Origin of the sequence: Nocardiopsis gilva YIM 90087, assembly GCF_002263495.1 — a bacterium.
Lineage (GTDB): Bacteria > Actinomycetota > Actinomycetes > Streptosporangiales > Streptosporangiaceae > Nocardiopsis_C > Nocardiopsis_C gilva.
Genome location: NZ_CP022753.1, coordinates 3668018 through 3693657 on the forward strand (window position 1 = coordinate 3668018; position 25640 = coordinate 3693657).

Sequence of the window (25640 nt, forward strand, 5' to 3'; positions counted from 1 at the left end):
CACACACTGCTGAACGAAGCCTAACCTAACTAAGGCATTGCTTACTTAGGTGAGTCTTGCTTAACTTGGTCACGATCGTCAATCCCTGTACAAGGAGGAGGCCCCATGCGGGTCGTCATGTTCGGGTACCAGACCTGGGGGCACCGCACGCTCCAGGCGCTTCTGGAGTCCGATCACGAGGTCGTCATGGTCGTCACGCATCCCAAGAGCGACCACGCCTATGAGCGGATCTGGAGTGATTCGGTAGCCGAGCTCGCCGAGGAGCACGGGGTTCCCGTGCTGCTCCGCGACCGCCCCGACGACGACGAGCTGCTGCAGGCGCTCAAGGAGGCCGAACCCGACATCATCGTCGCCAACAACTGGCGGACCTGGATTCCGCCGCGCGTCTACGACCTCCCCCCGCGCGGCACGCTCAACGTCCACGACTCCCTCCTGCCCGCCTACGCGGGCTTCTCCCCCATCATCTGGGCGCTGATCAACGGGGAGAAGGAGGTCGGCGTCACCGCGCACCTGATGAACGAGGATCTCGACGCGGGCGACATCGTCAAGCAGCTGGCGGTCGAGGTCGGCCCGAAGGACACCGCCGCCGACCTCGTCGCCAAGACCGTGGACCTCATCACACCGATCGTCACCGAGGCGCTCGACCTCATCGCCGCGGGCCGCACCGACTGGCAGAAGCAGGACCCGTCGCAGGCCAGCTTCTTCCACAAACGGTCCATCGAGGACAGCCGCATCGACTGGAACTGGCCGGCCGAGGACCTGGATCGGCTCGTGCGCGCCCAGTGCGACCCGTATCCGAACGCCTTTACGCACTACAAGGGCGAGCGGATCCGGATTCTGGAGGCCGACGTCTCGCAGAAGCGCTACGGCGGCACGCCGGGGCGCATCTTCATCCCCGAAGGCGACGGTGTGGCGATCGTCGCAGGCGCCGACGCCCGCACCGGCCGCAACCACGCCCTGGTGATCAAGCGCGTGCGCACCGACGACGGCACGGAGTACGCGGCCACCGAGTACTTCCGCAAGATGGGCGGCTACCTCACCGCCCACCCGTAGCCCGCGACTGAACCGAGCACGGCTGGGGCCTCCTCCCGCGCCTGTGGCGGGAGGAAGGCCCCAGCCATTCGACAATGGTGGATCGACGCACGCCTGGAGACTCTGGTCACCCGGCGCCGCCGCGCACCCGCTCGGCGAGGTCGGCGTCGCGGGCGATGCTCACCAGCCCGGCAGCCAGAGCGGCGGTGTCCTGCTTGGGGACCAGCCCGCCCAGTTCCGGCTCCGAGGCGGGCAGCCCGACGCGTTCGGCGCCGCGCAGGCTGAGGTCGTCGGCGAAGGGGCACAGCCACGCCCACACCGCCTGGGCCTCGCGGCAGAACATCGTCGCGCCCGTCGGGCCGATCCCGGGGAAGCGGCGCAGTGCGGTGCTGAGCGGGCGGCGATCGCCGCCCGCCTCATCCGCGAGTCGGCGCAGGTCGCCGTTGTACTCGTCGAGCACGATCCGCGCGCACTCGCCGAGCCGGGTCGCGGTGCTCTCGTCGTAGCGGACATAGCGGCCGCGCCCCAGCGCGTCCACCCTGTCCTGCCAGTCGAGTTCGGCCATCCCGGCCGGGGTCGCGCCACCGGCCGCGTAGAGTTCCCGTGCCGCGGCGATCGCGATGTCGGCGGAGATGCGCGCGGAGAGCAGGTTCACCAGCACCAGCAGCTGCCACAGCGGCTCGGGACGGTCCGCCATGCGGATCCCGGCCCGCTCCGCCAGCGTCTGACCGGCCTCGCGGACCACGGCCCGAGCGATGTCGGTAGGGGTGGTCATGGCGTCCTCCCTTGTCCGGTGTCCATACACGGAGGTTGTCGGTCCCACCGCTATCCCTACCCGGCCGCCCCGGGCCATCTGCCGAGGCGGCGCCCGGTGGGGCGGCAGCGGGCGATCCGCGCCGTGCCGCGAGGGCCGGAAGGCCCTGTCGGCACGGAATCGGGCTTGTTAGGCTCCACGCCGAATCGCGGCGCGGAAGGGGACCCGGATGGACCGGCGGCGGACGAACTGGGCGGGAAACATCACCTTCCGCGCGGCGCGCATGCATTTTCCCGCGTCGATCGAGCAGCTGCGGCACCTCATCGCGCGCAGTACCAGGGTGCGCGCCCTGGGGTCCGCCCATTCGTTCAGCGACATCGCCGACGGGCCCGGGGATCTGGTCTGCCTCGACGACCTACCCGCCACGATCGAGGTGGACGGCGAGCGCTCGACCGTGACCGTCGGTGCGGGCGTGCGCTACGCGGAGCTCGGGCGGCTGCTGCACGAGAAGGGCTACGCTCTGCACAACCTCGGTTCGCTGCCGCACATCTCGGTGGTCGGATCGTGCGCGACCGCGACGCACGGCTCGGGGGACGCCAACGGCGGTCTCGCCACGGCCGTGCGCGAGATGGAGATGGTCACCGCCGAGGGCGACCTCGTCGTTCTTCGTAGCGACGATCCGGACGACCGGTTCAACGGGGCGGTCGTCGGTCTGGGTGCCCTCGGCGTCGTTGTCCGGATGACCCTCGACATCGGGCCGACGTTCGACATGCGGCAGCACGTCTACGAAGGGCTGCCGGCCGAGGCCCTGGACGACCACCTCACCGAGATCACGTCCAGCGGCTACAGCGTCAGCCTGTTCACCACCTGGCGGGGGCCGCTGATCGACCAGGTGTGGGTCAAGCGCAAGGTCGACGGTCACGGCACCGAGCCGACGGGCGCCACCGGCACCACGGCGCCCGATCCCGCGCCGCCGGGGCCGGACCGGTTCGGGGCGCGGCTCGCGGACGCTCCCCGCCACCCCATCGTGGAACTGTCGGCGGTCAACTGCACCGAGCAGCTGGGAGTGCGCGGCCCCTGGTTCGCGCGGCTGCCGCATTTCCGGCCCGACGTCACCCCGAGCAGCGGTGAGGAACTGCAGGCGGAGTACCTCGTGCCGCGCCGCCACGCGGTCGCGGCGTTCCGTGCGCTGGACGCCATCCGTGCCCGCATCGCGCCGGTCGTGCAGGTCAGCGAGATCCGCACGGTCGCCGCCGACGAGCTGTGGATGAGCCCCGCCTACCGCCGCGACGCGGTCGCGTTCCACTTCACCTGGATCGCCGACGCCGAGGCGGTGCTGCCCGTGATGGCGCTGGTCGAGGAGCGGCTGGCACCCTTCGAGGCGCGCCCCCACTGGGGGAAGCTGTTCACCACGCCGCCGCGGGTGCTGCGCCCGCTCTACGAGCGCCTGCCCGACTTCCAGCGGCTGGTGCACGACTACGACCCGACCGGGAAATTCGGCAACGACTTCCTCGGCCGCAATCTCCTCGGCGGCGCGTGACACGCGCTTCGGTGCCTCGCCCCGCCGCGCGGGGCACCGCCCGCGTCAGTGGCTCTGACCCGTCGCCGAACGCAGCATCCGCAACTGGTCCTGGTACTCCTCAGCGTCGATCTCACCGCGCGCGAACCGCTCGCCGAGCGTCTGCTCCGCCGCCTTGTGCCACGCTTCTCCGTCCCGGTGCCCCTCCCGGACGGCATATCGGACCAGAAGAACGAAGGCCACGATGATCAGGGCCCAGAACACCACCGTGCTCAGGCCCATAAGAACGTGCCCCCACGAGCCCAACACCTCGTACCATCCGTGCATCTCGCGCTCCCCTCACGCTTCCACACGTCCACTGGGCCGCACCCCCGTACTTCCGAGAGTGCCCGACGACGCCGCTCACGGGCCACTACCGAAAGTCGTACTTCGGCCCTCCAGAGGTCCCGGGGCGGGCCCGCCCCGGCGCGAGGCACGGCAGGGCTCAGGCGGGTGAGGACCAGCCGGCGAGGACCCGGTCGATGTCGTCGGCGATCCGCGCGCGGGCCTCCTCACGGGCGACGCCCGCCATCAGCATCGCGTCGTAGCCGGTCTCCTCATGACGCACTGACGCGACGACGGCGCGCCGTACCGCCTTCGGCTCGACCTCCCGCCCGGCCGCCGAGCGGCCGACGCGGCCGCTGCCGCGGGTCGCGGTGTGCCGGGCGATGCGCTGCGCGCGCTCCTCCGGACAACCGGGGAACTGGCACAGGATCTCTTTGGTGATGCGCGCCTCCAGCTCCACGTCCTGTTCCGCCCGACGGACGGCGTCGCGCTCCCGCCGCCGTGCCCGCAGGTCCTCGTCCGCCAGGCACTGCTCCTCGGCGCGCTCCAGCGCGGTCGCTTCGACGAGGATGCCGCGCCGCTGGTAGCGCTTGCGACGACGGTCCCACCGGACGGTCACCGCCGACAGCCCGCTCGCCTTCTTCGCGCGGCGGGTGAGCGTGGCGTTGCCGGACGGCAGGAGGACGAGGTGGTCCATCTCCGCGCAGAGCAGACAGATCCGCTGGCCGTCCTCCAGCAAGAACAGGTCGCCACCATCGGCACCGCCGTCGCCGCACTCGGCGCAGGACCAGTCCCCGTCGGCCACGACGACCATCAGATCTGGCGCCGTGGCGCGCTTTTGCTCGATGCGCCTGCGCTGCGCCTCGGTGAGATCAGGGGCGAGCCAGTGCGTCCGGTAGGCCCGCTCCAGCGCCGGGTCCCCCTCAGCGGTGAAGCGCAGCTCCCGCCGGTCGCGGGTGGCGGCGGCGTAGGAGGCCTCCTCGGCGTTTAGGCCGTGCTCCCGCGCCCACGCGCGCAACAGCGCCGCGGCACGCGCGAGCTTGTCCGGCGGCACCTGGACGGCCTGCTCGAGGTGGTCGATCCGGCCCTGATGCCAGGCGTCCACCTGGTTTCCCGACAGCCAGCCGATACCGGTCAGCACGTCGACCGGCGAGACAGAGCCGCGCCGAGCGACCGCCTCCTGCGCCGCAGCGGCGACGCGCTGGCCGAGCTTGGTGGTGTGAAGATCGTTGTCCGGGCTCTCCTTGTGCACCGGGAGAGCCTAGCGCCGTCAGACGATGGTGAAGAGCGGACCGGTGATCGTCAGCCCGAGATCAGGCGTGGCGGCGAAGAAGGCGAACAGCATCAGCGCCGCACCGGCCAGGCCGATGTCCTTGTTGAACTGGATCATCTCCGTCTGCCGCGCCTCACCCTCGCTCTCCTGCCAGAAGGAGTGCATGAGCAGCGCGGTGGGGACCAGGAAGACCACGAGCAGCAGCGCCCCGAGGTCGGGCCAGATCCCGAGCAGGACACTGAGCCCGCCCAGGGCGAGCACGATGCCGCTGACGAACACCGCGGCCGTGGGTGCGGGAACCCCCTTCGACTGCGCGTAACCGGCCATCCCCTTGGGCTGGGTGAGGTGGCCGGCTGCCGAGGTAAGGAAGATGATCACGAAGAGAACACGTCCGATGAGCACCACGATGTCCATCACTGCCCCCTGTCAGGAATGGTTCGCTCTGGTACTCCCTACCCGCCACCCACTCGCTACGAACAGTGATTAATTCGTTTCATTTTGATTTGGGTTCGGGGGCGTGCTCTCGGCTCGCAGCAGGGCAGTCGCCAATCGACGCACCACGATTCGCCAGGAGGCGCGGATCAGCGCACGCCGAGGAGGTGGTCCAGGGCGAGCTGGTCGAGGCGTTCGAAGTGGTACCCGCGTGGCCCGGCCGCGTCCAGGTCCAGTTCCTCGGACAGCAGGTCGGTGACCGACTCTCCGGGTCCGAGTGTGGGGCGATCCAGCTCGCCGACGTGGGATGCCTCCAGTGCCGCCGCGACTTCCGGATCGGCGCGGAAGGCCGCGGCCTTCTCCTTGAGGATCAGGTAGTTGCGCATGCACCCGGCGACCGAGGCCCACACGCCGTCCATGTCCTCGGTGCGCGGGGGCTTGAAGTCGAAGTGGCGGGGGCCGTCGTAGCCGGACCGTTCCAGCAGGTCGACCAGGAAGAAGGCCTCTTTCAGGTCGCCGGCGCCGAAGCGGAGGTCCTGGTCGTACTTCACCCCGCGCTGCCCGTTGAGGTCGATGTGGAACAGCTTGCCGTGCCACAGCGCCTGAGCGAGGGCGTGCGTGAAGTTGAGCCCGGCCATCTGCTCGTGGCCCACCTCGGGGTTGACGCCCACCATGTCCGGGTGTGCCAGCTCGGTGATGAAGGCGAGCGCGTGGCCGACGGTCGGCAGCAGGACGTCGCCGCGCGGTTCGTTCGGCTTGGGCTCGATCGCGAAGCGCAGGTCGTACCCCTGGTCGCGGACGTAGCCGCACAGGATGTCGAACGCCTCCCGCAGCCGGTCCAGTGCCGCGCGGTCGTCCTTGCCCGCCTCGGTCTCCGCGCCGTCCTGGCCGCCCCAGCAGACATACGTCCGCGCCCCCAGTTCGGCGGCGAGGTCGATGTTGCGGATGACCTTGCGCAGCGCGTAGCGGCGCACGTCGCGGCGGTTGGAGGTGAAGCCGCCGTCGCGGAAGACCGGGTGGGAGAAGAGGTTGGTGGTCACCATGGGCACGACCATCCCCGTCGCGTCCAGGGCCGCGCGGAAGCGCTTGAGGATGCCGTCCCGGTCGGCGGGAGGCGATCCGGGCGGGATGAGGTCGTCGTCGTGGAAGGTGACGCCATAGGCTCCCAGGTCGGCCAGCCGGTGGACCGCGTCGACGGCGTCGAGCGGGGGCCGTATGGCCTCCCCGAAGGTGTTCACTCCACGCCAGCCGACCGTCCACAGGCCGAAGCTGAACCGGTCCTCGGGCGTGGGCTGGTGGTCGGTCATGTGGGCTCGTTTCCCTGTCCCCTGGGGTTTCCGATGGGCTGTATCGGAGGTCCTGTCACGCCACGGCCGACCGCAGTGACTCCCGCGCCGCCGCGTACCGGTCGCGGACTTCGGGGACGGGGGCGGCCTCATGGTCTTCGGCGAGGCGGGGCTCCCAGGCCGGTGCGGTTCCCGCGAGTGCCCACGCCGCCTGCCGGGCGGCGCCGTCGGCGACGTACTCCCCCGGTTCGGGGACGGTGACGGTACGGCCGAAGATCTGCGGGGCGATGGTCCGTACGGCGCGGGAGCGCGCTCCGCCGCCGATGAGCAGGATGCGCCGGACGGGCACCCCTTCCCCGGCCAACGCGTCGACCGCGTCGGCGAGCCCGCACAGCATCCCCTCGACGACGGCCCGCGCGATATTGGGCGGAGCGAGGTTGGCGCGGGTCATGCCGTCGATACGGCCGGTGGCGTCAGGGAGGTTGGGGGTGCGTTCGCCGTCCAGGTAGGGCAGGAAGGTCAGTCCCTGGGCGCCGGCGGGGGCGGATCGCGCCAGGGCGTCGAACTCCTCCAGGCCGACGCCGAGCATCGCGGCACCGGCGGTGAGGGCGCGGGCGGCGTTGAGGGTGCATACGAGCGGCAGGAAGCGTCCGGTGGCGTCGGCGAACCCGGCGACCTGGCCGGAGGGGTCGGCGGTGGCGGCGTCGGTGGCGGCGAAGGCCGTGCCGGAGGTGCCCAGCGAGACGACGACATCCCCGGGCCGCACGTCGAGGCCCAGCGCGGCGGCCATGTTGTCGCCGGTGCCCGCCGACACGACGCCGATCGGCGGGAGGCCGGTGGCGTCGACGGCGGGGCCGGGCTCGAACGGCGCGGCGACGCGCGGCGTCCCGACCTCGCGGCCGAACGCGAGGCGGAGCAGGTCGGGGCAGTACTCTCCGCGGTCGGGCGCGTAGTAGCCGGTTCCGGAGGCGTCGCCGCGGTCGGTGACCGCCTCCCCGCAGCCGGTGAGTCGCCAGGTCAGCCAGTCATGCGGGAGCAGGACCCGCTCGACGCGTCGGCTGTTGTCCGGTTCGTGTTCGGCGAGCCAGCGCAGCTTCGTCACGGTCAGGCTCGCGACCGGAACGGTTCCCACCGCTTCGGCCCAGGCTTTCGGGCCGCCGAGTTCGGTGACCAGGTCGGCTGCGGCGGTGGCGGAACGGGTGTCGTTCCACAGCAGTGCGGGGCGCACCACGCGCCCGTCGCCGTCGAGGGCCACCATGCCGTGTTGCTGTGCGGCGACGCCGATGGCCGCGACCCCGTCGAGCAGGCCGCTCTCGGCGGCGCTGAGCAGGGCGGTCCACCAGTGCTCGGGGTCGATCTCGGTTCCTTCGGGATGCTTGGCTCGCCCCTCGCGGACCAGCGCTCCGGTGTCGGCCCGGCGCACCACGACCTTGGTGCCCTGGGTGGAGGAGTCCACCCCGGCGACGAGCGTCATTCGGCCCTCCCAGCCCGCACTCTCTCCAACCATATCCGGCACATGCGCTGATTAGTTTGGACGCTAGACTAACTGAAAGTCAATGGCCCGGATCCTCGCGTCGTCCTCGTCGGCCCAGGTCCGCGCAGACCGGCGGATCAGCCGAGGTGAGCGCGGATCTCCCGGATGTGGTCGGGCGTGGTGCGGCAGCAGCCGCCGACGAGGCGCGCACCGGCCGCGTGCCAGTCGCGGGCCTCGGCGCCGAAGCCCACGGGGTCGCTCCACCCGGTCCAGCGGCGGTTCTCGGCGTCCCAGGTCTCCCCCGAGTTGGGGTAGACGACCACGGCGGTGCCGCTGGTCGCCGCTTCCCGGATCAGGGAGGGGATATAGCGGGGCGCGGTGCAGTTGGCGCCGACGGCGATCACCGCGTCGAGGCCGGAGAAGAGTGCCGCGCAGTCGGCCAGAGGTGTGCCGTCGCTGATGTGCCCGCCGTCGCGGCAGGAGAAGCTGACCCAGGCGCGGACCTCCGGCGTCTCGGCGAGCAGGCGGGCCAGGGCACGGGCTTCGGCGTAGGAGGGGATGGTCTCGCAGGCCAGCAGGTCGGCTCCGCTGTCGGCGAGGATGTGCCACCGGTCGCGGTGCCAGGCGGCCAGGCCGTCCTCGTCGAGGTCGTAGGCGCCGGCGTACTCGGCACCGTTGGCGAGGTAGGCGCCGTACGGGCCGACGCTCGCCGCCACCTGTCCGGCACCGTGGTCGTCCCGGGCCTCGGCGGCGAGCGCCACGGACCGGCGGATGAGGTCGGCGGCCTCCCCTACGCTCAGCCCGCGCCGGGTGAGCGCCGGGACGCTGGCCTGGTAGCTGGCGGTGATGGCGACATCGGCGCCCGCCGCGAAGAAGTCGCCATGCGCCCGCCGGATCAGGTCGGGATCGTCCATGAGCAGGCGGGCCGACCAGAGTTCGTCGCTCAGGTCGCAGCCGAGGTCCTCCAGCCGCGTGGCCAGCCCGCCATCAAGAACGAGGACGTCGCGGTCGTCGAGCGGTGTGCGCACGATTCGACCCTAGTCCGGCATCAGGTGAGCGTGCCCTCGGGCCGCTCCCACCCCAGCAGGCGCCCCAGCACGCGAGCGAGAATCCCGGCCGCGTCCTCGGCGGTGTCGAAGGAGCGGAAGGCCACGTGGTTGTCCGGACGGACCAGCAGGGCGCCGGAGTCGGTGATTCCGCGCAGCCGGGCCCAGTCGCCGTACGGGTCCTCATAGTCCTGGCCGGGGCCGATGACCGCGGTGGCGATGTCCAGGCCGAACTCCTTGCCGGCCAGGCGGGCCGCGTCCGTCCAGCACTCGCCGCCGATGCCGGTGATCAGGGTGAATCGGCCCTGCCCGCCCAGGTCGAGGGTGGACAGGTTGCGCGTCCCCGCGGTGAGCCAGGCGTGCGGGAGCTTGGCACCGGGCCGGGTGGTGGGTTGGTAGTGCAGCTCGGGGTCGCGGTCGAAGCCCGGGTCGGGCGTACCGTCGGGGATGATGGCGGCTGAGGTGTAGCGGTGGTTGAGGTCCACGCCGTGCGCGTTGAACTCATACACCTTGCGCGCGATCGCCTCGCGCAGCCGGGCGCGCTGGTCGGCGGCCTCAGGGGTGTCGGACTTGCGGGCGGCGATGTTGCGGAGCAGCTGCTCGGGTGTCTGCGGGGCCAGGCCGTCCAGCGCCTCGAAGATGGGGGCGGTCTCGACAATGGACTTGTTGGCGCGTTCGACGATCTGCTTGCCGATGGGGGCGCGCTCGGCGTCGTAGCTGTCCAGGAGGGACGGTGCGGCGGTGCCGTACAGGACCAGCTTCAGCTTCCAGGCCAGGTTGTAGGAGTCCTGGATGGAGGTGTTGGAGCCCAGTCCGTTGGACGGCGGGTGCCGGTGGGTGGCGTCCCCGGCGCAGAACACCCGCCCGTTGGAGTACCTCTCGGCGTACATCTCGTTGACCGTCCAGGCGGAGCTGGAGGTGATGGTCACCGGGATGTCGTCGTCCCCCACCAGCTTGCGCACGACCGCGCGGGCGTAGTCCTCGGTGAGGTCCGGCGGCTCACCCGCCACGTCGTACCCCCACACGATCAGCCACTCGTTCCACGGGCGCACGCAGCGGACCAGGCCCGCGCCGATGCCGCCGACGGTCGCGCCGGGCGCCAGCACCCAGTACAGGGTGCTGGGGCGGTGCGCCACGTACTTGGACAGGTCCGCCCGGAACACGATGTTGATGCTGCCCGCGACGCCCATCCGACCGCTCATCGGCAGCGCGGCGTGCTCGGCGACGCGGCTTCGTCCGCCGTCCGCGCCGATCAGGTACTTGGCGCGGATCCGGTAGGTGTCGCCGCGCAGGCGGTCGTCGACGGTGGCCGTCACCCCGTGGTCGTCCTGTTCGAAGGACGTGTAGACGGTGTGGAAGCGCAGCCGGGTGCCGCGCTCGACGGCGGCGTTGACCAGCACCGGCTCCAGCAGGTGCTGGGGCATGTCGCACATGCGGGTGGGGCTGGCGAGCTCGTGTTCGGCCTGGACGAGCGGGTCGTTGCCCCAGGAGCGCACGCGGCCGAGCTCCTCGCCGGCGAGGGCAGTGCAGAACACCGTGTTGCCCATGAGGTGTTGCGGCGTGGCCTTGGCGGCCACGTCCTGCTCGACGCCCAGATCGCGCAACACCTCCATGGTCCGCTGGTTGGTGATGTGCGCCCGGGGCGTATCGGCCAGCCGCCCGTAACGGGTCACCAGGATGTTGTCGACGCCGTAGGTGCTCAGGGCGAGGGCGGCGCTGGCGCCCGCGGGCCCGCTACCCACGATCAACACATCGGTTTCCACCGTTGTCATCGGGTGCTCCTCCTGATTCGGCGGCGGACCGTCGGCCCGCCACCACACGGGGTCGTGGTGCAGTCGCAGTCGATTATCGGACACGGGGCGCAACCGTTGCCGCCACGCTGAGCTACCGTAACCCACACATCGAAAGCACATGCCTTGGGTTAGTGCAGTGAAGTCGTAAGTGCAGGTGCGCGGTGGTGTGGGTGCGGGAGCGACAGCGCCGATCCCGTTCCTCCCCGCCCGGTTCGACGGTGAGGTCGCGCGGCGGGGCGCATCCACGACCGCGGGTTCGCCGACCTGGCGGGGGCGCCCGGATGAAGAATTCTTCATCCCCGTTTCATGTCGGCCACCGTCTCGTCAGGCATGATCGGCGAGCATGAGACCCCTGTACCGCAATGCCCTGGTCGGGCTACTGGCAGCCGTTCTCGTCGCGTCGGCCGCCCTGGCCTGGGGAACAGGGCGACAGGAACCGGACCCGCGTCCTCCCCGCGAGGTCGTCGTGGGCGAGTCCGTCGATCCGAACGCCTCCCCCTCGGAGCGGCCGTCCCCCGACGTCCGCCCCTCCCCGAGTCCCGAGCCGACCGACTCCCCCTGCCGGTGCGACGACGATGACGATGACGACGACGTGGTCGACCCGCCCCCGGCCGTCACCGATGACGATGACGACGGTGACGACCAAAGGGACGACGATGACGACTGACGGCCGCGGCGCCCGCCCCGCCGAAGGGGACGCCACCGACCCCGTCGGCGGCACCGCTCCCGGAGACGCCGCCCCGCCCCCGGCCTCACCCGAGGACACCCTCACGCTGTCCCGGGAGGAGGCCGACGCCGTCCAGACCCGTGCGCTCCCCGCACGGGCGCGCATCATGGCCTGGGTGCTGCTGCTCATGACCACTGTCCTGCTCCTGGTGAACGTGGTCACCTGGCAGGCGCTGCGCGCCGAGGTCGACGACCGCGTCGACCGCGCCCTCACCCAGGAGGCCGACGAGTTCCAGGAGTTCGCCGCGATCGGCACCGACCCCTCCACCGGGCGGCGGTTCGCCGACGTCGACACCCTGTTCCGGACGCACCTGAGCGGCCAGCACCCGGACCGAAACGAGATCATCTTCGGCTACGTGGACAAGGCGGCCGGGGCCACCGTGCCCACCGGCCGAGTCCGGCAGGGCCAGGAGCCGCTGTTCGACGTCTCCGCCGACCGCGCCGCGCGCCGCAAGATCCTCGACAGCCCCAACGCGCGCGGCGTCATCGAGACCCCTGAGGGGCTGCTGCGCTGGGAGAAGCTGCGGGTCGAACCGCCCGGCAGCGGCACCGCGGCGAACCCCGGCGGCTGGTTCGTCATCGGCTACTTCGTCGACGCCGACATGGCCGGTGTCAACCGCACCGTGCGGACCCTCGTCCTGGTCAGCCTGGCGGGCCTGGTGCTCACCGGCGCGGCGGCGTGGTGGGTGGCGGGGCAGATCCTCGCTCCGATCCGGCTGGTCCGGCAGACCGCCGCGCAGATCACCGAGGAGGACCTCACCCGGCGCATCGCGGTGCCCGGCAACGACGACGTGGCGGCGCTCGCCGAGCAGTTCAACGCCATGCTCGACCGCCTGGAGGACGCGTTCTCCGCCCAACGGCGCTTCGTCGACGACGCCAGCCACGAGCTGCGCACCCCCATCACCATCGTCCGCGGCCACCTGGAGGTCATGGGCGACGGCCCCGAAGAGCGGCGCGAGGTGGTCCGGCTGGTCACCGACGAGCTCGACCGCATGGCCCGCATCGTCGAGGACCTGCTCCTGCTCGCCAAGGCGCAGCGACCCGACTTCCTGCACCCGCTGCGGGTCCCCGTCGCCGAGCTGACCAGCGACGTGGACGCCAAGGTGCGGGCGCTGGGCGACCGCGCCTGGCGGCTGGACGAGATCGGCGAGGGCACGGTGCACCTCGACCCGCAGCGCGTCACCCAGGCCATGGTGCAGCTCGCGTCCAACGCCGTGCGGCACACCGTTCCCGGCGACGAGATCCACATCGGCTCGAAGGTGTCCGATGACGGGTCCACCGTGACGTTCTGGGTGGGCGATTCCGGCCCCGGCATCGCCGCCGAGGAGCAGGAGCGCATCTTCGAGCGGTTCGCCCGGGGCGACACCGGCAGGGGGGACCGCCCCGGTGCGGGGCTGGGCCTGGCTATCGTCCGGGCCATCACCGACGCCCACCATGGCACCGTGGACGTACGGTCCGCCCCCGGCGCGGGGGCGGTGTTCACTCTGGCCTTCCCTGCCGACGTGAGGAGCGCGCAACCGTGAGCCGGATCCTGATCGCCGAGGACGAGGAGCGGATCTCCTCCTTCGTCCGCAAGGGCCTGACCGCGAACGGCTTCGCGACCACCGTGGTCACCACCGGACGCGACGCCGTCGACTACGCGCTCACCGGGGACTTCGACCTCATGGTGCTCGACCTGGGGCTGCCCGACCAGGACGGTTTCACCGTGCTGCGCAGCTTGCGCGAGATGGGCTCGGGCCTGCCGGTGGTCATCCTGACCGCGCGCGACGGCGTCAGCGACACCGTTACCGGCCTGGAGATCGGCGCGGACGACTACATGACCAAGCCGTTCCGCTTCGAGGAGCTGCTCGCCCGTGTCCGGCTGCGGATGCGGAGCGAGCGCGGCACCGAGCTTACCGTGCTGCGTGTCAGGGACCTCACCCTGGACCTCCGCACCCGCCGGGCCTCCACCGACTCCGGAACCATCGACCTCACGGCGCGCGAGTTCGCGCTGCTGGAGCTGTTCCTCCGGCACCACGGCCAGGTCCTCACCCGCCAGCAGATCCTCTCCCAGGTGTGGGGCTACGACTACGACCCGGGGTCCAACGTGGTCGACGTGTACATCCGGTCGCTGCGCAAGAAGATCGGCGGTGAGCGCATCGAGACGGTGCGCGGGATGGGCTACCGGCTGGTGGCGTGACGGGCGGCGGGCGGACGTGTCGGGCGTCGGTCCGGCGCTCTGGTGGTGGACCGGCGCGGGGGTGGCGGGCGCGACGGGCCGGATGAAGGTTTTCTCATGATCGGTTCAGGCTCGGCTCATCGGGGGGTTGGAGGATCTCAACCGTTCCCGGCGGACCGCCGCCCCCACCGACAACAGGAGACACGATTCTCATGCCCGCCTCCTCGATCCTTGAGCTCTCCGACACCCGGCGCGCCGCGCTGAAGGTCTCGTACACGGCCCGCGCGCTCGACGCGGACCGCCCCGCGCGGGTCCGCACCGGGCCCGGCGTGCGCCCGAGGTACGGGGACCTCGTCGTCGCGACCGTCACCGAAATCGGCAAGCACACCCGCCTGGAGTCGGCCCAGGGCAGGCGCCGCCACCTCTTCCCCGGCGACGAGGTGCTGGTCGCCTACGGGGCGCGCTACGCACCCGACCAGTTCGAGGCCGAACCGCCCCAGGACCTGGGCCCCTGCCACCTGGTCGCGGCCGGGGGCATCGCCTCGGTGATGGTCAGCTCGCACGCCGACATCGCCGCGCCGACCTGCCTGGAACCGGTCGGGCTGGCCGCCGACGTCCGCGGAGAGCCGATCAACATGGCCGACCTCGCCGCCCCGGAGGCGCCCTCCGCGCTGCGCACCGTCCCCACCATCGCGGTCGTGGGCACCTCGATGAACGCCGGGAAGACCACCACCGGCGCCACTCTGGTGCGCGGGCTGACCGCAGCGGGGTACAGGGTGGGCGCCGCCAAGATCACCGGCACCGGGGCGGGCGGCGACCGGTGGATGTTCCACGACTCCGGCGCCATCACCACCCTCGACTTCACCGACGCCGGGCTGGCCACCACCTACCGCGTCCCGGTCGACCGGATCGTGCGAACCGCCCGGGACCTGCACGGGCGGCTGACCATGGCCGGGGCCGACGCCATCGTGCTGGAGGTCGCCGACGGGCTCATGCAGCCCGAGACCGCCGAGCTGCTGCGGCGCGATGCGCTGCGGGGGCTGGTGGACGGTTGGGTGTTCGCCGCCGGTGACGCGGCGGGCGCGCTGTACGGCCGTGAGCGGCTGCGCGCGGCCGGGCTGCCGGTGCTCGCGGTCGGCGGCAGGTTCACCGCCTCCCCATTGGCGGTGCGCGAGGCCGCGCAGCTGCTCGACGTACCGGTCTACGGCCTGGCCGACCTCGCCGCCCCCTCCGTCGCCGCCCACCTGGCATCCCGCCCGGTCGTGAGCGCCGTGGCGGAGTGGTCCGCGTGACAGCCGACCATCTCGGCGGCTCCGAAGAGCCGACCGGGCACCGGGCGGACGAGCGATCCGAGGACGAACTCCAGGGTCGGACACGAAGCCGACCCGACGCCCCGGCGGCGCACCGCACCCCGGAGCACCACCACGAGCAGACCAAGGATCGGGCCGGGGCCCGGTCCCGGAACGCAGTGGAGCCGCCCCGGTTGCTCTCCGGGAACCGGCGCTGGAGCTTCGCCGCCCTGGTCGCCGTCGGTTTCGGTCAGGCGGCCGCCGCGATCGCCTGGTCCACGCTCGTCGGACGGCTCGCCGGTGGCGCGACCGGGCCGGGCGCCGGGGCCTCACCCCTCCCCTCCCTGCTGCCCTGGATCGCCGGGCTGGTGCTGCTCTCCGCCGCCCTGATCTTCGCCGAGCGGGTCCTGGCCGAGCGCCTCGGCCAGTCCTGGGTGTCCGCCGTGCGCACCGCCCTGTTCCGCCAGGCCACCTCCGCCCCCGAGCGGCAGGCCGGCCGGGGGCGCTCCACCGGCGGCGCGTCGCTGCGCATGATGGGCAACCTCAGCGCGCTGCGCCGCTGGGCGAGCCTGGGTCTGGCCAAGCTCGCCGTGGCCGTCCCGCTGCTGGTGGGCTGCCTGGTGGCGTTCGCGGTGATCGCACCGTCCGTCGCCATCGCCGTGGCCGCGGTCTCCGCCTGCGGGCTGGGTGCCACGGCCGCCCTGTCGCCGTGGCTGCGCGCCTCGCACCGCGCGGCCCGGCGGCGGCAGGCCCGGGTCGCCTCCCATGTGGTGGAGCGTGTCGGCAAGAACCTCGTGGTCCAGGCGTTCGGACGGGAGCGCGGGGAGCGGCGGATCCTGTCCCGCCGCTCCCGGCGGCTGGCCGAGGCACAGGTCCGCCGCGCCCGCGCGGTCGGCACCGTGCGCGCTATCGGCGAGGCGACCACCTTGTCGGCCACGGCGGCGGTGCTGGTGGCCGCCGCCGTGGCAGGTGTCGGCCCGGCCGCCGCGACGGCGGCGATCGCCGTCGTCGGCATCATGGTCACCCCGCTGCGCGAACTGACCCGAGTGAGCCAGTACCGATCCGCGTGCGCGGTCGCCATGCAGCAGATCCGCACCGAACTCGCCCGGCCCCGGCGCGGCCTGCCCGGAGGCGACGCGCCCGATCTTCCGGAGGGAGGCGGCGCGCTCCACCTGGAAGGGGTGCGTGTGGAGGGGGTGTTCACACCGGTCACGGCGCACGTCCCGGCGGGCGGCGTCGTCGCGGTCACCGGCCCCAACGGCAGCGGCAAGTCCACACTGCTGTCGGTGCTCGCCGGGCTGACGCCACCGGACGGCGGCCGGGTGCTGCTGGACGGCGCCGACATCAACGAATGCCGCGCGTCGTCCGTCCGATCCGCGATCGGTCTCGCGGGCCCCCACCTGCCGCTGCTGCGCGGCACGATCGGCTCGAACGTCCGCTACGCCGACCCGAAGGCCGATGGCAAGCGCTTCCACGAGGCCGTCCGTGCCAGCGGCCTGGACGCCCTGATCGCCGAACTGCCCCTGGGGCTGCAAACACCGGTCCGCGAGAACGGCGGCGGGCTGTCCGCAGGTCAGCTACAGCGGGTGGCCCTGGCCCGTGCCCTGCTCAGGCGGCCGCGCCTGCTCCTCCTCGACGAGGCGGACTCCCACCTCGACGCGCACGCCGCCGACGCGGTCGACCGGATGATCGCCGAGTTCCCCGGGACCGTCGTGATCGTCACGCACCGTCCCGAACGCCTGACCACCGCCGACACGGTGTGGTGGCTGGCCCGCGGCACCCTCCGCGTCACCCGGCCCGAGGCCCCGTCGCCGTCGTCCCGTACGGATCCGAACCCGCGGCCTTGTCTTGTCCGGGGCGGTCACTGATCACGCGAATGTGGGAGGGGGTGGATGCCCCCGCGCTTCCCGACATGGGGGCACCCACCCCCTCCCTCAGCTCGTCAGGCGCCGAGCAGGGTCTGCCGGTTGGCGGTCAGGTAGTCGGCAAGCGCAGGGGCCTTGCGGCCGGAGAGCCGCTCGACGGCGTCGGAGACGCTGTTCAGGTAGCCCTCGCGCGTGGCCTGGCCGACGGTGGCCATCACGTGGGCGAACGCCTCCGGCATGCCCGCGTCGATCGCACCAGCGGTGTACTGCTCGTCGGTGAGCGGCTGGTAGCGCACCGGCTTTCCGGTGACGTCGGCCAGGAGATCGGCGATCTCGGCATTCGTCAGCGCCGCCGGGCCGGTGATGTCCAGCAGTTCGCCCTCGTGTCCGCCCGAGGCGAGCAGCCCGGCCGCTGCCGCCGCGCAGTCCTCACGGGTGACATAGCCGGTGGCCCCGTCACCGCTGTTGACCGCCAGCACGCCCGAGGCGACCGCCGCAGGTCCCGACTGGAGCAGCAGCTCGGAGTAGAGGCTGTTCCTCAGCACCGTGTAGGCCAGACCGGACTCGGCGAGCAGCTTCTCGGTCGCGAGGTGGTCGGGGACGAGCAGGCTCGGGTTGCCCTGCGCGCTCGCTTCCACGATGGAGGTGTAGAGCACATGCCCGACCCCGGCCTTGGCCGCCGCCTCGATCGCGTTGCCGTGCTGGCGGACCCGGGTTCCCTCGCCGTCGAGCTGGTCGGTGCTGATGATGAGCAGCCGCTCGGCCCCGTCGAAGGCCTTGACTAGGGAGTGCGGGTCGTCGAAGTCGGCGGCGCGGGCGGTGACTCCCAGGTCGGCGATCTTCTCGGGGGTGCGGCTCAGCGCCACGATACTGCTCGCGTCTCCGCGCTCCTTGAGCAGTTCGACGGTACGGCGGCCCAGCTGCCCGGAGGCTCCGCTCACGACGATCATCTGTTGTTCTCCCTGCTGCTGCGGACTGCTGACGGTGACTGACGGCGGACGTGTCCGACACGGCGCGGCCATACGGGCCGTGCCGAGGGTCGGCGCCCCGCTGAAGGTTAAACTAACTTTTAGAAAGTGACAAAAAATAGTTAGTGCCACGAATTCCACAGTGCCTGCGAGAGGTAGACTGCGGCCATGAGCGGAACCGCCGAGACCTCCTCCTCTCCCGCCGTCGAGCCGAGTGGCCCCGAGGGCAGCTTTGACGACCTCGCGTTCGACGTCTTCGCGAAGCGGTGCCCGTCACGCGCCACCCTGGAGAACATCACCGGCCGCTGGGGTGTCCTGGTCCTGGCCGCGCTGAACGACGGCCCCTACCGCTTCAACGCCCTGCGCAGGCGGGTCGACGGCGTCAGCGAGAAGATGCTCTCCCAGACCCTGCACACCCTTGAGCGCGACGGTTTCGTCATCCGCGACGTGCAGCAGCAGATCCCGCCGCGCGTGGAGTACCGCCTCACCCCTCTCGGCGCCACCACCGCGGACAAGCTCCTGGACCTGGTCGAGTTCCTCGAAGCCCGCATGGACGAGGTCCTCGCCGCACGCACCACCTACGACGCAGCGCGCGACTGAGAGCCCGCCGCCCCTCGCCCGGCCGACGCCGGCGTGTCTCGACGCGCGCGAAGTTCGCGTAGTACCTTCCGGAACCAGTGATTTGCCGCATACGCGTATTCAGGGACGGAAGGGGCGGCGGAGCCACATGGGGTTACTGCGGATCGTGACACGGGTTTCCACCAGCGCACTGATCACGCTTCCGGTACTGGCGGTCGCGCTACCCGCGCACGCCGCCGCGGAGGTGCCCGTGTCCGCCTGCCAGGGGGACGGGGAGGTCACCGTCGAGGAGTCCCGGCTCAGCGATCGGGTACCCCGGGAGATCCTGCGGCGCTCGGGGTTCGACGCGGCCGCCGCCGACTTCGCCGATGCCCTGTGCGGCACGCGGAACCTGCGTGCCGCCGAGGCCGTTGTGCGGCACCACGGCTCGCACCTGTGGCGCGCGGCCGTGCGGCGGGTGCAGGAGGAGGGGCGGGCGACCGGTCACCTGAGTGCCGGGGACGACCGCCCCCTGTACTGGGCGCGGCTCGGGATGACGGCGGCGCTGCGCGTCTGGGAGCCGTCGTTCGAGCTCGGCGACGACGAGCGTGCCGAGCTCATCGCGTCGCTGGAGCGGTGGTCGCGCGGGCACAACCAGATGCGCTTTCCCGCCGACTCCGACGTCACCCGCGTCGTGGTCACCGGGTTCGACCCCTTCCGCCTGGACAATGACATCCGCCAGGCCAACCCGTCGGGGGCCGCCGCGCTCGCTCTGGACGGCACGACCATCGAGACCGACGAGGGCACCGTCGTTATCGAGACCGCGATGTTCCCCGTGCGCTGGCGGGACTTCACCGGGGGCATCGTCGAGCACGCGCTGCTCCCCCACTACACCGGTCAGCGGCCGGCCGACGCGGTGATCACCGTGAGCCAAGGCCGCGAGGGGCGCTTCGACCTGGAGGCCTACAACGGGGCGTGGCGCGGCGGGGGCACCGACAACCTCATGGTCGGCGTCTCCGGGCAGATCCCCATCCCCGAGGGCGTGCCCACGGTCGAGCCGCAGTCGCAGTGGAGCTCCTCCACCTTGGACCGCCAGGCGATCGTCGACGCGACGACCGGGCCCTTCCCCGTCATCGACAACACCCAGGTCACCGAGATCCCGGCCGGGGAGACCGAGCCGGTGGTCCGCCCCGACGGCCCCACCCCGGGGTCGAGGGCCGTGGAGGGCGGCGGCGGTGACTATCTCTCCAACGAGATCGCCTACCGCAACACGCTGCTGCGCGACGCGACCGGCCGCGACATCCCGGCCGGGCACGTGCACACCCCGATCCTGCACTTCGGCGCGGACAACGACGGGGACGTCACCGATAACGTGTTCGAGCGCAACCGCGCGGAGATCGTCGACCAGGTGCGCCGCATCGTCGCCGAGGCGGTATCGCCGGTCAGGTCGCGTTGAGCCCCCAACGCTTGCGGATGCTCGCGTCGGCCCGGCTGAACACGATGTCGATGAGGATGCCGATCGCCAAGACGACGAAGATGTAGGCGAGCAGCCGGTCGGCGTCATTCATGGCCCGCGACTGGCTCAGCGCCCACCCGATCGAGTGCTGCTGGTTGATGATCACGAGCAGCTCGCCGGCCATGAGCGACCGCCAGGCGAACGCCCACCCCTGCTTGAGCCCGGAGACGAACATCGGCAGCGACGCCGGGACGATGAGGAACCGGTAGAAGGCGATCCCGCGCAGGCCCATGACCTGACCGGCGCGCCGCAGGGTCGGCGGGACATAGTCGGCACCGTTGGCTAGACCGTTGGCGATGGAGGGGGCGGCGCCCAGCACGACGACGAACATGATCGCGGCCTCGCTGATGCCGTACAGCAGCATCGCGAAGGGGAACCACACAATCGACGGCATGGTCTGCAGGCCGGTGATCAGCGACCCGAGGGCGTTGCGCAGCACCGTGAACCGGGAGATCAGCAGTCCGACCGTGCCGCCCACGGTGAACGCGAGGGCGAAGCCCGCCACCGCGCGCTCCATCGTGGTGCGCACCGCCTCCCAGAAGGCGCCGGATCTCAGTTCCTCCAGGAGGGTGCCCAACACCCGGTCGGGGCCGGGCAGCACGTAAACGGGCTTCCACCCGATCCACACCACCGCCTGCCAGGCGACCAGCACGACCGCGACGGCCAGGAGCTTGGGCCAGGCGGCCGACCACAGCCGGAGGGCCAGGACCGCCGCCCCGCGCTCCGCCTCCGCCCGGTCGGGGCCCAGTTCCAGGGCGTCGAGGCCTTGGACCCGTCGGTTCCCGGCGTCGGCCGCCGATTCCTCGGCGCCCAGCGACGCGCTCTCGGTCGTGGCCCGCACGGGGCTGGGGCTGGGTTCAAAAGGCATGACGGGAGACCTCCGCACGGAGACGATCGGTGATGACGGCGGCCTGCTCGGCGATCTCGGCGGAGTCGATGCGCCGCGGGCGCCGCCCGGTCACGGCGAACTCCTCCATGACCCGCCCCGGTCGGCTGGACAGGAGGACGACCCGGTCGCCCAGCCGCACGGCCTCGCGGACGTTGTGCGTCACGAACAGCACGCTCAGGCCGCGCTCGCGCCAGATCCGCTCCAGCTCGTCGTGGAGGATGTCGCGGGTCATCGCGTCCAGGGCGCCGAAGGGCTCGTCCATCAGCAGCACGTCGGTGTCCTGGGCGAGGGCGCGGGCCAGCGCCACCCGCTGGCGCATGCCGCCCGACAGCTCGTGCGGGCGCTTGCGGGCGAATCCGCCAAGCCGGACCAGGTCGAGCAGCTCTTCGACCCGGCGCCGCCGCTCGGACTTGGCGACTCCGCGCACCTTCATCGGCACCTCGATGTTGCCGCCCACGGTCAGCCACGGGAACAACGCCGCCTCCTGGAACATCATGGAGACCCGGTGTCCGTTCACCGAGACGGTGCCCGCGGTGGGCTCGTCGAGTCCGGCGACGAGCGAGAGCAGGGTGCTCTTGCCGCACCCCGAGGCGCCGAGGATGGAGACGAACTCGCCCTGCCGCACCGTGATGGACAGGCCGTCGATGGCGGTCAGCGTGTGCTGGCCGCGCCCGAACACCTTGGTGACGTCGTCGATGGAGACCGCGGTACCGACGGATTCGGCCGTGAGGACACTCATCTGTCAATCGCCTTCCAGTCCGCTGACCCGGTCGTGACCGGCGTCGGAGAGCAGTTCGTTGAGGATGTCGAGGGCGTAGACGCCGTCGAGGTCCACCGGGTCGAGCAGACCGGCGGCCTCAGCGTGCTCGGCGCTGCCGCGCAGGGTGGGGGCGATCGGGTCGACGGTGAAGGTGAGGTTGGCGAAGGCCGCGGTGAGGAGGTCGTCGTCGAGCCGCCGGCCGCTGAGTTCCGCCAACTGGTCGGCCGTGGCCCGCCGGGCGTCCTTCGGGTCGGCGTTCATCCGCTCGATCGTCGCGATGTGGCCCTTGAGCAGCCGCCGCACATTGTCGGGATGGGCCTTGAGGTAGTCGGCGTTGACGATGAGCTGGGTCGTCACGAAGCGGCCGCCGGTGTCGGGCCATTCGTCGGATTCGTCGACCAGGACGTGCCCGCCGCCCTTGATCACCAGGCGGCTGAGGTAGGGCTCGGGCACCCAGGCCCCGTCGATTCGGTCGGTGAGGAAGGCATCGACGATCTCGGAGTTCTTCTGCGGGATGATCGAGATGTCGCCGCCGCCCGCTGTGTCGAATGTCCACCCCTGGTTGGTGGCCCACCAGCGCAGCGCCACGTCCTGGGTGTTGCCGAGCTGGGGGGTGGCCAGGGTCGCGCCCTTGAGGTCGTCGACCGAGGTGATGTCCGGGCGGACCACGAGTCCGCTGCCGCCGGACGTCGAGCCGGCGATGACGCGCAGGGCGGCGCCCTCGGACTCCGCCCACCCGTTGATGGCGGGGTTGGGGCCGACGAACGCGGCGTCGACGTCGCCGGAGAAGACGGCGTTGACGGCGTCGGGTCCGGCGTTGAAGGTCTGGGTGGAGAAGTCGATGCCGTCGCCGAGCGCGTCGGCGTAGATGCCTTCCTTGACCCCGACGAGCGCGGGTGCGTGGGTGATGTTCGGGAAGTAGCCCAGGACCAGGCGATTCTCCCCGGCGGAGGCGTCGCCGCCGCACGCGGTCGCGGTCAGCCCGAGAAGGAGGGAGGTGGCCGCGGCGGCTCGGCGTAACCTGCGCACGCTCATGCTGTGGAGCCCCTTACGTCTGTGACCCTGACTCAGAACTGCGAAAATCCTACTTAATAAGTAGGATTAATGGAAGTGATCTTGCACTCGTACCACCTACTCTCGCCGCCGAATCCCCGCAGCGCACCGAACAGCCCCGACACGCCTGCCTCGCGGGGATTCCGGGGCCAAGGGCGAGCGCCCGCATGGCGGTGTTAGATTCGCCGACTGGTGGCGAGGATGCCGGGTTCCTGCCACTTTCATGCTGATCTTCCGAGTACGGGTGGACCCATGCGCAGAATCCTCATCGTCGGTGCGGGGCAGTCCGGCCTGCAGGTGGCGATCGGGCTGCTGGCGGACGACTACGACGTCACGCTCGTCAGCCTCCACGCCCCAGACGAGATCCGGGCCGGTCACGTGATGTCGACCCAGTGCCTCTTCGGCTCGGCACTACGCGACGAACACCGCCACGGTCTCGACATCCACAACGAGCGGGCGCCGCGCATCGGCGGGATCGGCGTGGGCATCGCCGGCAGCGACGGCCGGCTCGGCGCCGACTGGCTGGGGCGGCTGCGCGAACCGGCGCGGTCGGTCGACCAGCGGCTCAAGATGGCCGCGTGGTTGGAGGAGTTCGAGCGCCGGGGCGGGCGCCTGATCATTCACGGCGCCACCGTCGCCGACCTGGACCGGTTCTCCCGCGCCTACGATCTGGTGGTCGTGGCCACGGGCAGGGGCGAGCTCGGCGAGCTGTTCGAGCGCGACCGTGACCGCTCGGAGTTCAGCGCACCGCAGCGCACCATCACCACCGCCTACGTGCACGGGATGGCGGAGCACGCGGCGGGCACCGTGCTGCGCCGCAACATCCTGCCCGGCGTCGGCGAGATCATGGTCACGCCCTCCTACACGCTCAGCGGCCCGTGCCACGCGATCACGGTGGAGGGTGTCCGCGGCGGCCCGATGGACGCCGGACCCGGGCCACTGGGTGACGTCGACGCCGTGCTCGCGCACATCCTGGAGGCGATGCGCGAGCACGCGCCCTGGGAGTACGAGCGGTGTGGCGACGTCGAGCTCACCGACGGCCGCGCGGTGCTGCAGGGCGCGGTCACCCCGGTGGTGCGCAAGCCGGTGGGGCGACTGCCCGGCGGAGGAGCGGTGCTGGCGATGGGCGACGCGGTCGTCAGCAACGACCCGATCACCTCGCAGGGCGCCAACAGTGCGGCCCAGTGCGCGAAGGTCTACCGGCGCGCCATCGTCGACCACGGCGGCCGACCGTTCGACGAGGAGTTCATGCGCGCGGCGTTCGACGCCTACTGGCAGCACGCACGGCACGTCGTCGCCTGGAGCACGGTCATGCTCAAGATGCCGCAGCATGCCCAGGAGCTGCTGCACGCCGCGCACTACAGCCAGGAGACGGCGGACCGCTTCGCCAACGGGTTCGCCGACCCCGCCGACTTCATCGGCTGGTTTCTCCACCCGCGGCGCGCGTCGGAGTACCTCACCAGCCTGCCGATCCCCCTCTAGCCGCCCCGCTCGGGGTCGGCACCGTACCCACCCCGGCCCCCGCGGGGCGCGGGACTCATCGGGGCGCGCTGATGACCAGGGGTTCTCCGCTGTCCAGGGCGGTCAAGCCGCGTTCGACGACGACCTGGTCGGAGTGGACCGAGGCGAAGGGGTCCTTGGCGGCGTCGGCAGGGGCCGGCGACCCAAGGCCGAACACGGCGGCCCCGAAAAGAGCTGCACAACGCTCCACATCTATCCAATCACTCGACGTGACGAAGGTACTTCCACTCTCCATCACCCCGGTGGGAACGACCTAGCCCGGCATCGACCCGAGACCCAGAAAGCACCTGACCGTATCCGGGTATGGCCCGAAAAATCCCATAAACCCGGTCATCTGGTCACCTCATCCCCCTCGACCGGCAAGCCGGAGGCGGCCCAGGCGCGAAATCCGCCGATCATGTCGGTGGCGCGGCGCAGGCCGAGGTCGCGCAGCTGCGCGGCGGCGAGGCTGGAGGCGTACCCCTCGTTGCAGAAGAGGATGATGCGGCGGTCGGTGCGGTCGGCCTCGGGGATGCGATGCGGACTGCTGGGATCCAGGCGCCATTCCAGGACGTTGCGGTCGACGATCACCGCACCGGGGATGACGCCCTCGGCGGCGCGGTTGACGACCGGACGGGTGTCCACGAGGAGCGCCCCTGCCGCCTGGGCGGCGTGCGCGTCGCCGGGCGCCACCCGGTCGAGTCCGTCGCGGCTGCGGCGCAGCAGGGCGTCGATCGCACTCACCGGCTCGCCTCTCCGGCGGGCGCCGCGCCGATCGTGGGAACGTCGTCGAGGGTGACCACGTCGGGCTCGGGGTCGTGGGTGAGGACGCTGTGGGTGCGGCGCAGCCTGCCGCCGTCCAGGTCGTAGTAGGACATGGCGGTCAGCGGCGGCGAGTAGGCGTGCACGCTCACCGCGGGCTCGGAGGCGCGGTTGACGACGTCGTGCACGTGGCCGAGGGGGAAAGCGGCGCCGTGGCCGTTCGCGATGGTGCGGTCGCGCAGGCCCGAGGCCCAGTAGTGCTCGGTGAGCGTGCCGCTGACGACGGTGAGGGCGCCGAGTGATCCGGCGTGGTCGTGCAGGGCGGTGGACTGGTCCTGGGTCCAGGTGATCAGCCAGACGTCGGCGTAGGCGTCCCCGCGGAGCCGGACCGACCAGCGGTTCTCGGCGTCGAAGCGGATCTCGTGCAGTCCGGCGCGGACGTCGGCCGCGGTGGCGGCGGTCAGCTCGATGAGCCGGTCGAGGGTGAGGGGCGTCGGTGCCGTACCGAGGGCCGGGAAGGTGTCGATGCTCATGGGTGTCGTTCCAAGTCGTCTAGGGAGCGGACGGGTGCATGCGTCGCCCCTGACACCCCTCGTCGAAGGTGAGACTGCGCCGCCGCGCCGGGCGGCCAGTACCGATGACGTCCATGACCGTAGTTAACCA

At 71.6% G+C, this 25640-nt stretch carries 25 protein-coding genes; 10 read left to right on the plus strand and 15 right to left on the minus strand.

Annotated elements, in window-relative coordinates; all coding sequences use genetic code 11:
- Positions 1–105 precede the first annotated feature (105 nt).
- Positions 106–1053 carry a methionyl-tRNA formyltransferase gene (locus tag CDO52_RS16655; protein ID WP_017617843.1) on the plus strand — a complete coding sequence of 316 codons (948 nt, stop codon included), beginning with the start codon at positions 106–108 and terminating at the stop codon, positions 1051–1053.
- 106 nt (positions 1054–1159) lie between these two features.
- Here the strand turns inward: CDO52_RS16655 and CDO52_RS16660 are convergent, their stop codons facing one another.
- Positions 1160–1807 (minus strand): HhH-GDP family DNA glycosylase, encoded by a 648-nt coding sequence (locus CDO52_RS16660; RefSeq protein WP_094932513.1) that lies wholly within the window; start codon positions 1805–1807, stop codon positions 1160–1162.
- Positions 1808–2015: 208 nt separating this feature from the next.
- Between CDO52_RS16660 and CDO52_RS16665 the strand changes: the two genes are divergently transcribed.
- Entirely contained in the window at positions 2016–3326 is a 1311-nt protein-coding gene (locus CDO52_RS16665; protein ID WP_017617845.1) for a D-arabinono-1,4-lactone oxidase, read from the plus strand.
- 45 nt (positions 3327–3371) lie between these two features.
- Here CDO52_RS16665 and CDO52_RS16670 read toward each other — a convergent pair whose 3' ends face one another.
- The 7 genes from CDO52_RS16670 to CDO52_RS16700 form a co-directional block, all read right to left on the minus strand.
- A complete protein-coding gene (locus CDO52_RS16670) occupies positions 3372–3632 on the minus strand; it encodes an SHOCT domain-containing protein (protein ID WP_017617846.1) in 261 nt (86 codons plus the stop codon).
- Between the two features lie 157 nt (positions 3633–3789).
- Positions 3790–4881 carry a DUF2293 domain-containing protein gene (locus CDO52_RS16675; protein WP_017617847.1) on the minus strand — a complete coding sequence of 364 codons (1092 nt, stop codon included), beginning with the start codon at positions 4879–4881 and terminating at the stop codon, positions 3790–3792.
- 18 nt (positions 4882–4899) lie between these two features.
- Entirely contained in the window at positions 4900–5316 is a 417-nt protein-coding gene (locus CDO52_RS16680; RefSeq protein WP_017617848.1) for a DoxX family protein, read from the minus strand.
- A 167-nt stretch (positions 5317–5483) separates the two neighbouring features.
- The gene (gene xylA, locus CDO52_RS16685; RefSeq protein ID WP_017617849.1) at positions 5484–6641 is read right to left on the minus strand and encodes a xylose isomerase; all 1158 of its coding nucleotides are present in this window, start codon (positions 6639–6641) and stop codon (positions 5484–5486) included.
- Positions 6642–6696: 55 nt separating this feature from the next.
- Positions 6697–8094 carry a xylulokinase gene (gene xylB / locus CDO52_RS16690; RefSeq protein WP_094932514.1) on the minus strand — a complete coding sequence of 466 codons (1398 nt, stop codon included), beginning with the start codon at positions 8092–8094 and terminating at the stop codon, positions 6697–6699.
- A 137-nt stretch (positions 8095–8231) separates the two neighbouring features.
- Positions 8232–9122, minus strand: coding sequence for a homocysteine S-methyltransferase (gene mmuM, locus CDO52_RS16695; RefSeq protein ID WP_094932515.1), 891 nt, complete (start codon positions 9120–9122; stop codon positions 8232–8234).
- Between the two features lie 20 nt (positions 9123–9142).
- Entirely contained in the window at positions 9143–10912 is a 1770-nt protein-coding gene (locus CDO52_RS16700) for an FAD-dependent oxidoreductase (protein WP_017617853.1), read from the minus strand.
- A gap of 364 nt (positions 10913–11276) precedes the next feature.
- On the opposite strand from CDO52_RS16700, the gene CDO52_RS27610 reads away from it, so the two are divergent.
- The 5 genes from CDO52_RS27610 (at position 11277) to CDO52_RS16725 (ending at position 16974) form a co-directional block, all read left to right on the plus strand.
- Positions 11277–11600, plus strand: a complete 324-nt coding sequence (locus CDO52_RS27610; RefSeq protein ID WP_026125637.1) for a hypothetical protein — start codon at positions 11277–11279, stop codon at positions 11598–11600.
- Entirely contained in the window at positions 11590–13182 is a 1593-nt protein-coding gene (locus CDO52_RS16710) for a HAMP domain-containing histidine kinase (RefSeq protein ID WP_017617854.1), read from the plus strand. The genes CDO52_RS27610 and CDO52_RS16710 overlap by 11 nt, the downstream gene beginning before the upstream one ends.
- The gene (locus CDO52_RS16715) at positions 13179–13838 is read left to right on the plus strand and encodes a response regulator transcription factor (protein ID WP_017617855.1); all 660 of its coding nucleotides are present in this window, start codon (positions 13179–13181) and stop codon (positions 13836–13838) included. The genes CDO52_RS16710 and CDO52_RS16715 overlap by 4 nt, the downstream gene beginning before the upstream one ends.
- A gap of 191 nt (positions 13839–14029) precedes the next feature.
- Positions 14030–15109 (plus strand): DUF1611 domain-containing protein, encoded by a 1080-nt coding sequence (locus CDO52_RS16720; RefSeq protein ID WP_017617856.1) that lies wholly within the window; start codon positions 14030–14032, stop codon positions 15107–15109.
- On the plus strand, positions 15106–16974 hold the full coding sequence (locus CDO52_RS16725; RefSeq protein WP_157745615.1) for an ATP-binding cassette domain-containing protein: 1869 nt from the start codon (positions 15106–15108) through the stop codon (positions 16972–16974). The genes CDO52_RS16720 and CDO52_RS16725 overlap by 4 nt, the downstream gene beginning before the upstream one ends.
- Before the next feature lie 74 nt (positions 16975–17048).
- On the opposite strand, the gene CDO52_RS16730 is transcribed toward CDO52_RS16725, so the two are convergent.
- On the minus strand, positions 17049–17921 hold the full coding sequence (locus CDO52_RS16730) for an SDR family oxidoreductase (RefSeq protein ID WP_094932517.1): 873 nt from the start codon (positions 17919–17921) through the stop codon (positions 17049–17051).
- A 186-nt stretch (positions 17922–18107) separates the two neighbouring features.
- On the opposite strand from CDO52_RS16730, the gene CDO52_RS16735 reads away from it, so the two are divergent.
- A complete protein-coding gene (locus CDO52_RS16735; protein ID WP_017617859.1) occupies positions 18108–18539 on the plus strand; it encodes a winged helix-turn-helix transcriptional regulator in 432 nt (143 codons plus the stop codon).
- A gap of 127 nt (positions 18540–18666) precedes the next feature.
- On the plus strand, positions 18667–19953 hold the full coding sequence (locus tag CDO52_RS16740; protein WP_017617860.1) for a C15 family peptidase: 1287 nt from the start codon (positions 18667–18669) through the stop codon (positions 19951–19953).
- Here the strand turns inward: CDO52_RS16740 and CDO52_RS16745 are convergent.
- Genes CDO52_RS16745 through CDO52_RS16755 form a run of 3 tightly spaced genes read right to left on the minus strand, consistent with a single transcriptional unit; the run spans position 19940 to position 22697 of the window.
- On the minus strand, positions 19940–20881 hold the full coding sequence (locus CDO52_RS16745; protein WP_083919770.1) for an ABC transporter permease: 942 nt from the start codon (positions 20879–20881) through the stop codon (positions 19940–19942). The two genes, CDO52_RS16740 and CDO52_RS16745, sit on opposite strands and share 14 nt — an antisense overlap.
- Positions 20871–21641: an ABC transporter ATP-binding protein gene (locus tag CDO52_RS16750; protein ID WP_017617862.1), complete on the minus strand. Its 771-nt coding sequence runs from the start codon at positions 21639–21641 to the stop codon at positions 20871–20873. The genes CDO52_RS16745 and CDO52_RS16750 overlap by 11 nt, the downstream gene beginning before the upstream one ends.
- Before the next feature lie 3 nt (positions 21642–21644).
- Complete coding sequence (locus CDO52_RS16755; RefSeq protein ID WP_017617863.1) at positions 21645–22697, minus strand: ABC transporter substrate-binding protein; 1053 nt, start codon at positions 22695–22697, stop codon at positions 21645–21647.
- Positions 22698–22967: 270 nt separating this feature from the next.
- Between CDO52_RS16755 and CDO52_RS16760 the strand changes: the two genes are divergently transcribed.
- Positions 22968–24197 carry a styrene monooxygenase/indole monooxygenase family protein gene (locus CDO52_RS16760; RefSeq protein WP_017617864.1) on the plus strand — a complete coding sequence of 410 codons (1230 nt, stop codon included), beginning with the start codon at positions 22968–22970 and terminating at the stop codon, positions 24195–24197.
- Positions 24198–24252: 55 nt separating this feature from the next.
- Here the strand turns inward: CDO52_RS16760 and CDO52_RS27615 are convergent, their stop codons facing one another.
- The 3 genes from CDO52_RS27615 to CDO52_RS16770 form a co-directional block, all read right to left on the minus strand.
- Positions 24253–24393 carry a hypothetical protein gene (locus CDO52_RS27615; protein ID WP_017617865.1) on the minus strand — a complete coding sequence of 47 codons (141 nt, stop codon included), beginning with the start codon at positions 24391–24393 and terminating at the stop codon, positions 24253–24255.
- A 173-nt stretch (positions 24394–24566) separates the two neighbouring features.
- On the minus strand, positions 24567–24959 hold the full coding sequence (locus tag CDO52_RS16765) for a rhodanese-like domain-containing protein (protein ID WP_017617866.1): 393 nt from the start codon (positions 24957–24959) through the stop codon (positions 24567–24569).
- Positions 24956–25510: a cysteine dioxygenase gene (locus tag CDO52_RS16770; protein WP_017617867.1), complete on the minus strand. Its 555-nt coding sequence runs from the start codon at positions 25508–25510 to the stop codon at positions 24956–24958. Before CDO52_RS16770 ends, CDO52_RS16765 begins: the two co-directional genes overlap by 4 nt.
- Positions 25511–25640: the final 130 nt, after the last annotated feature.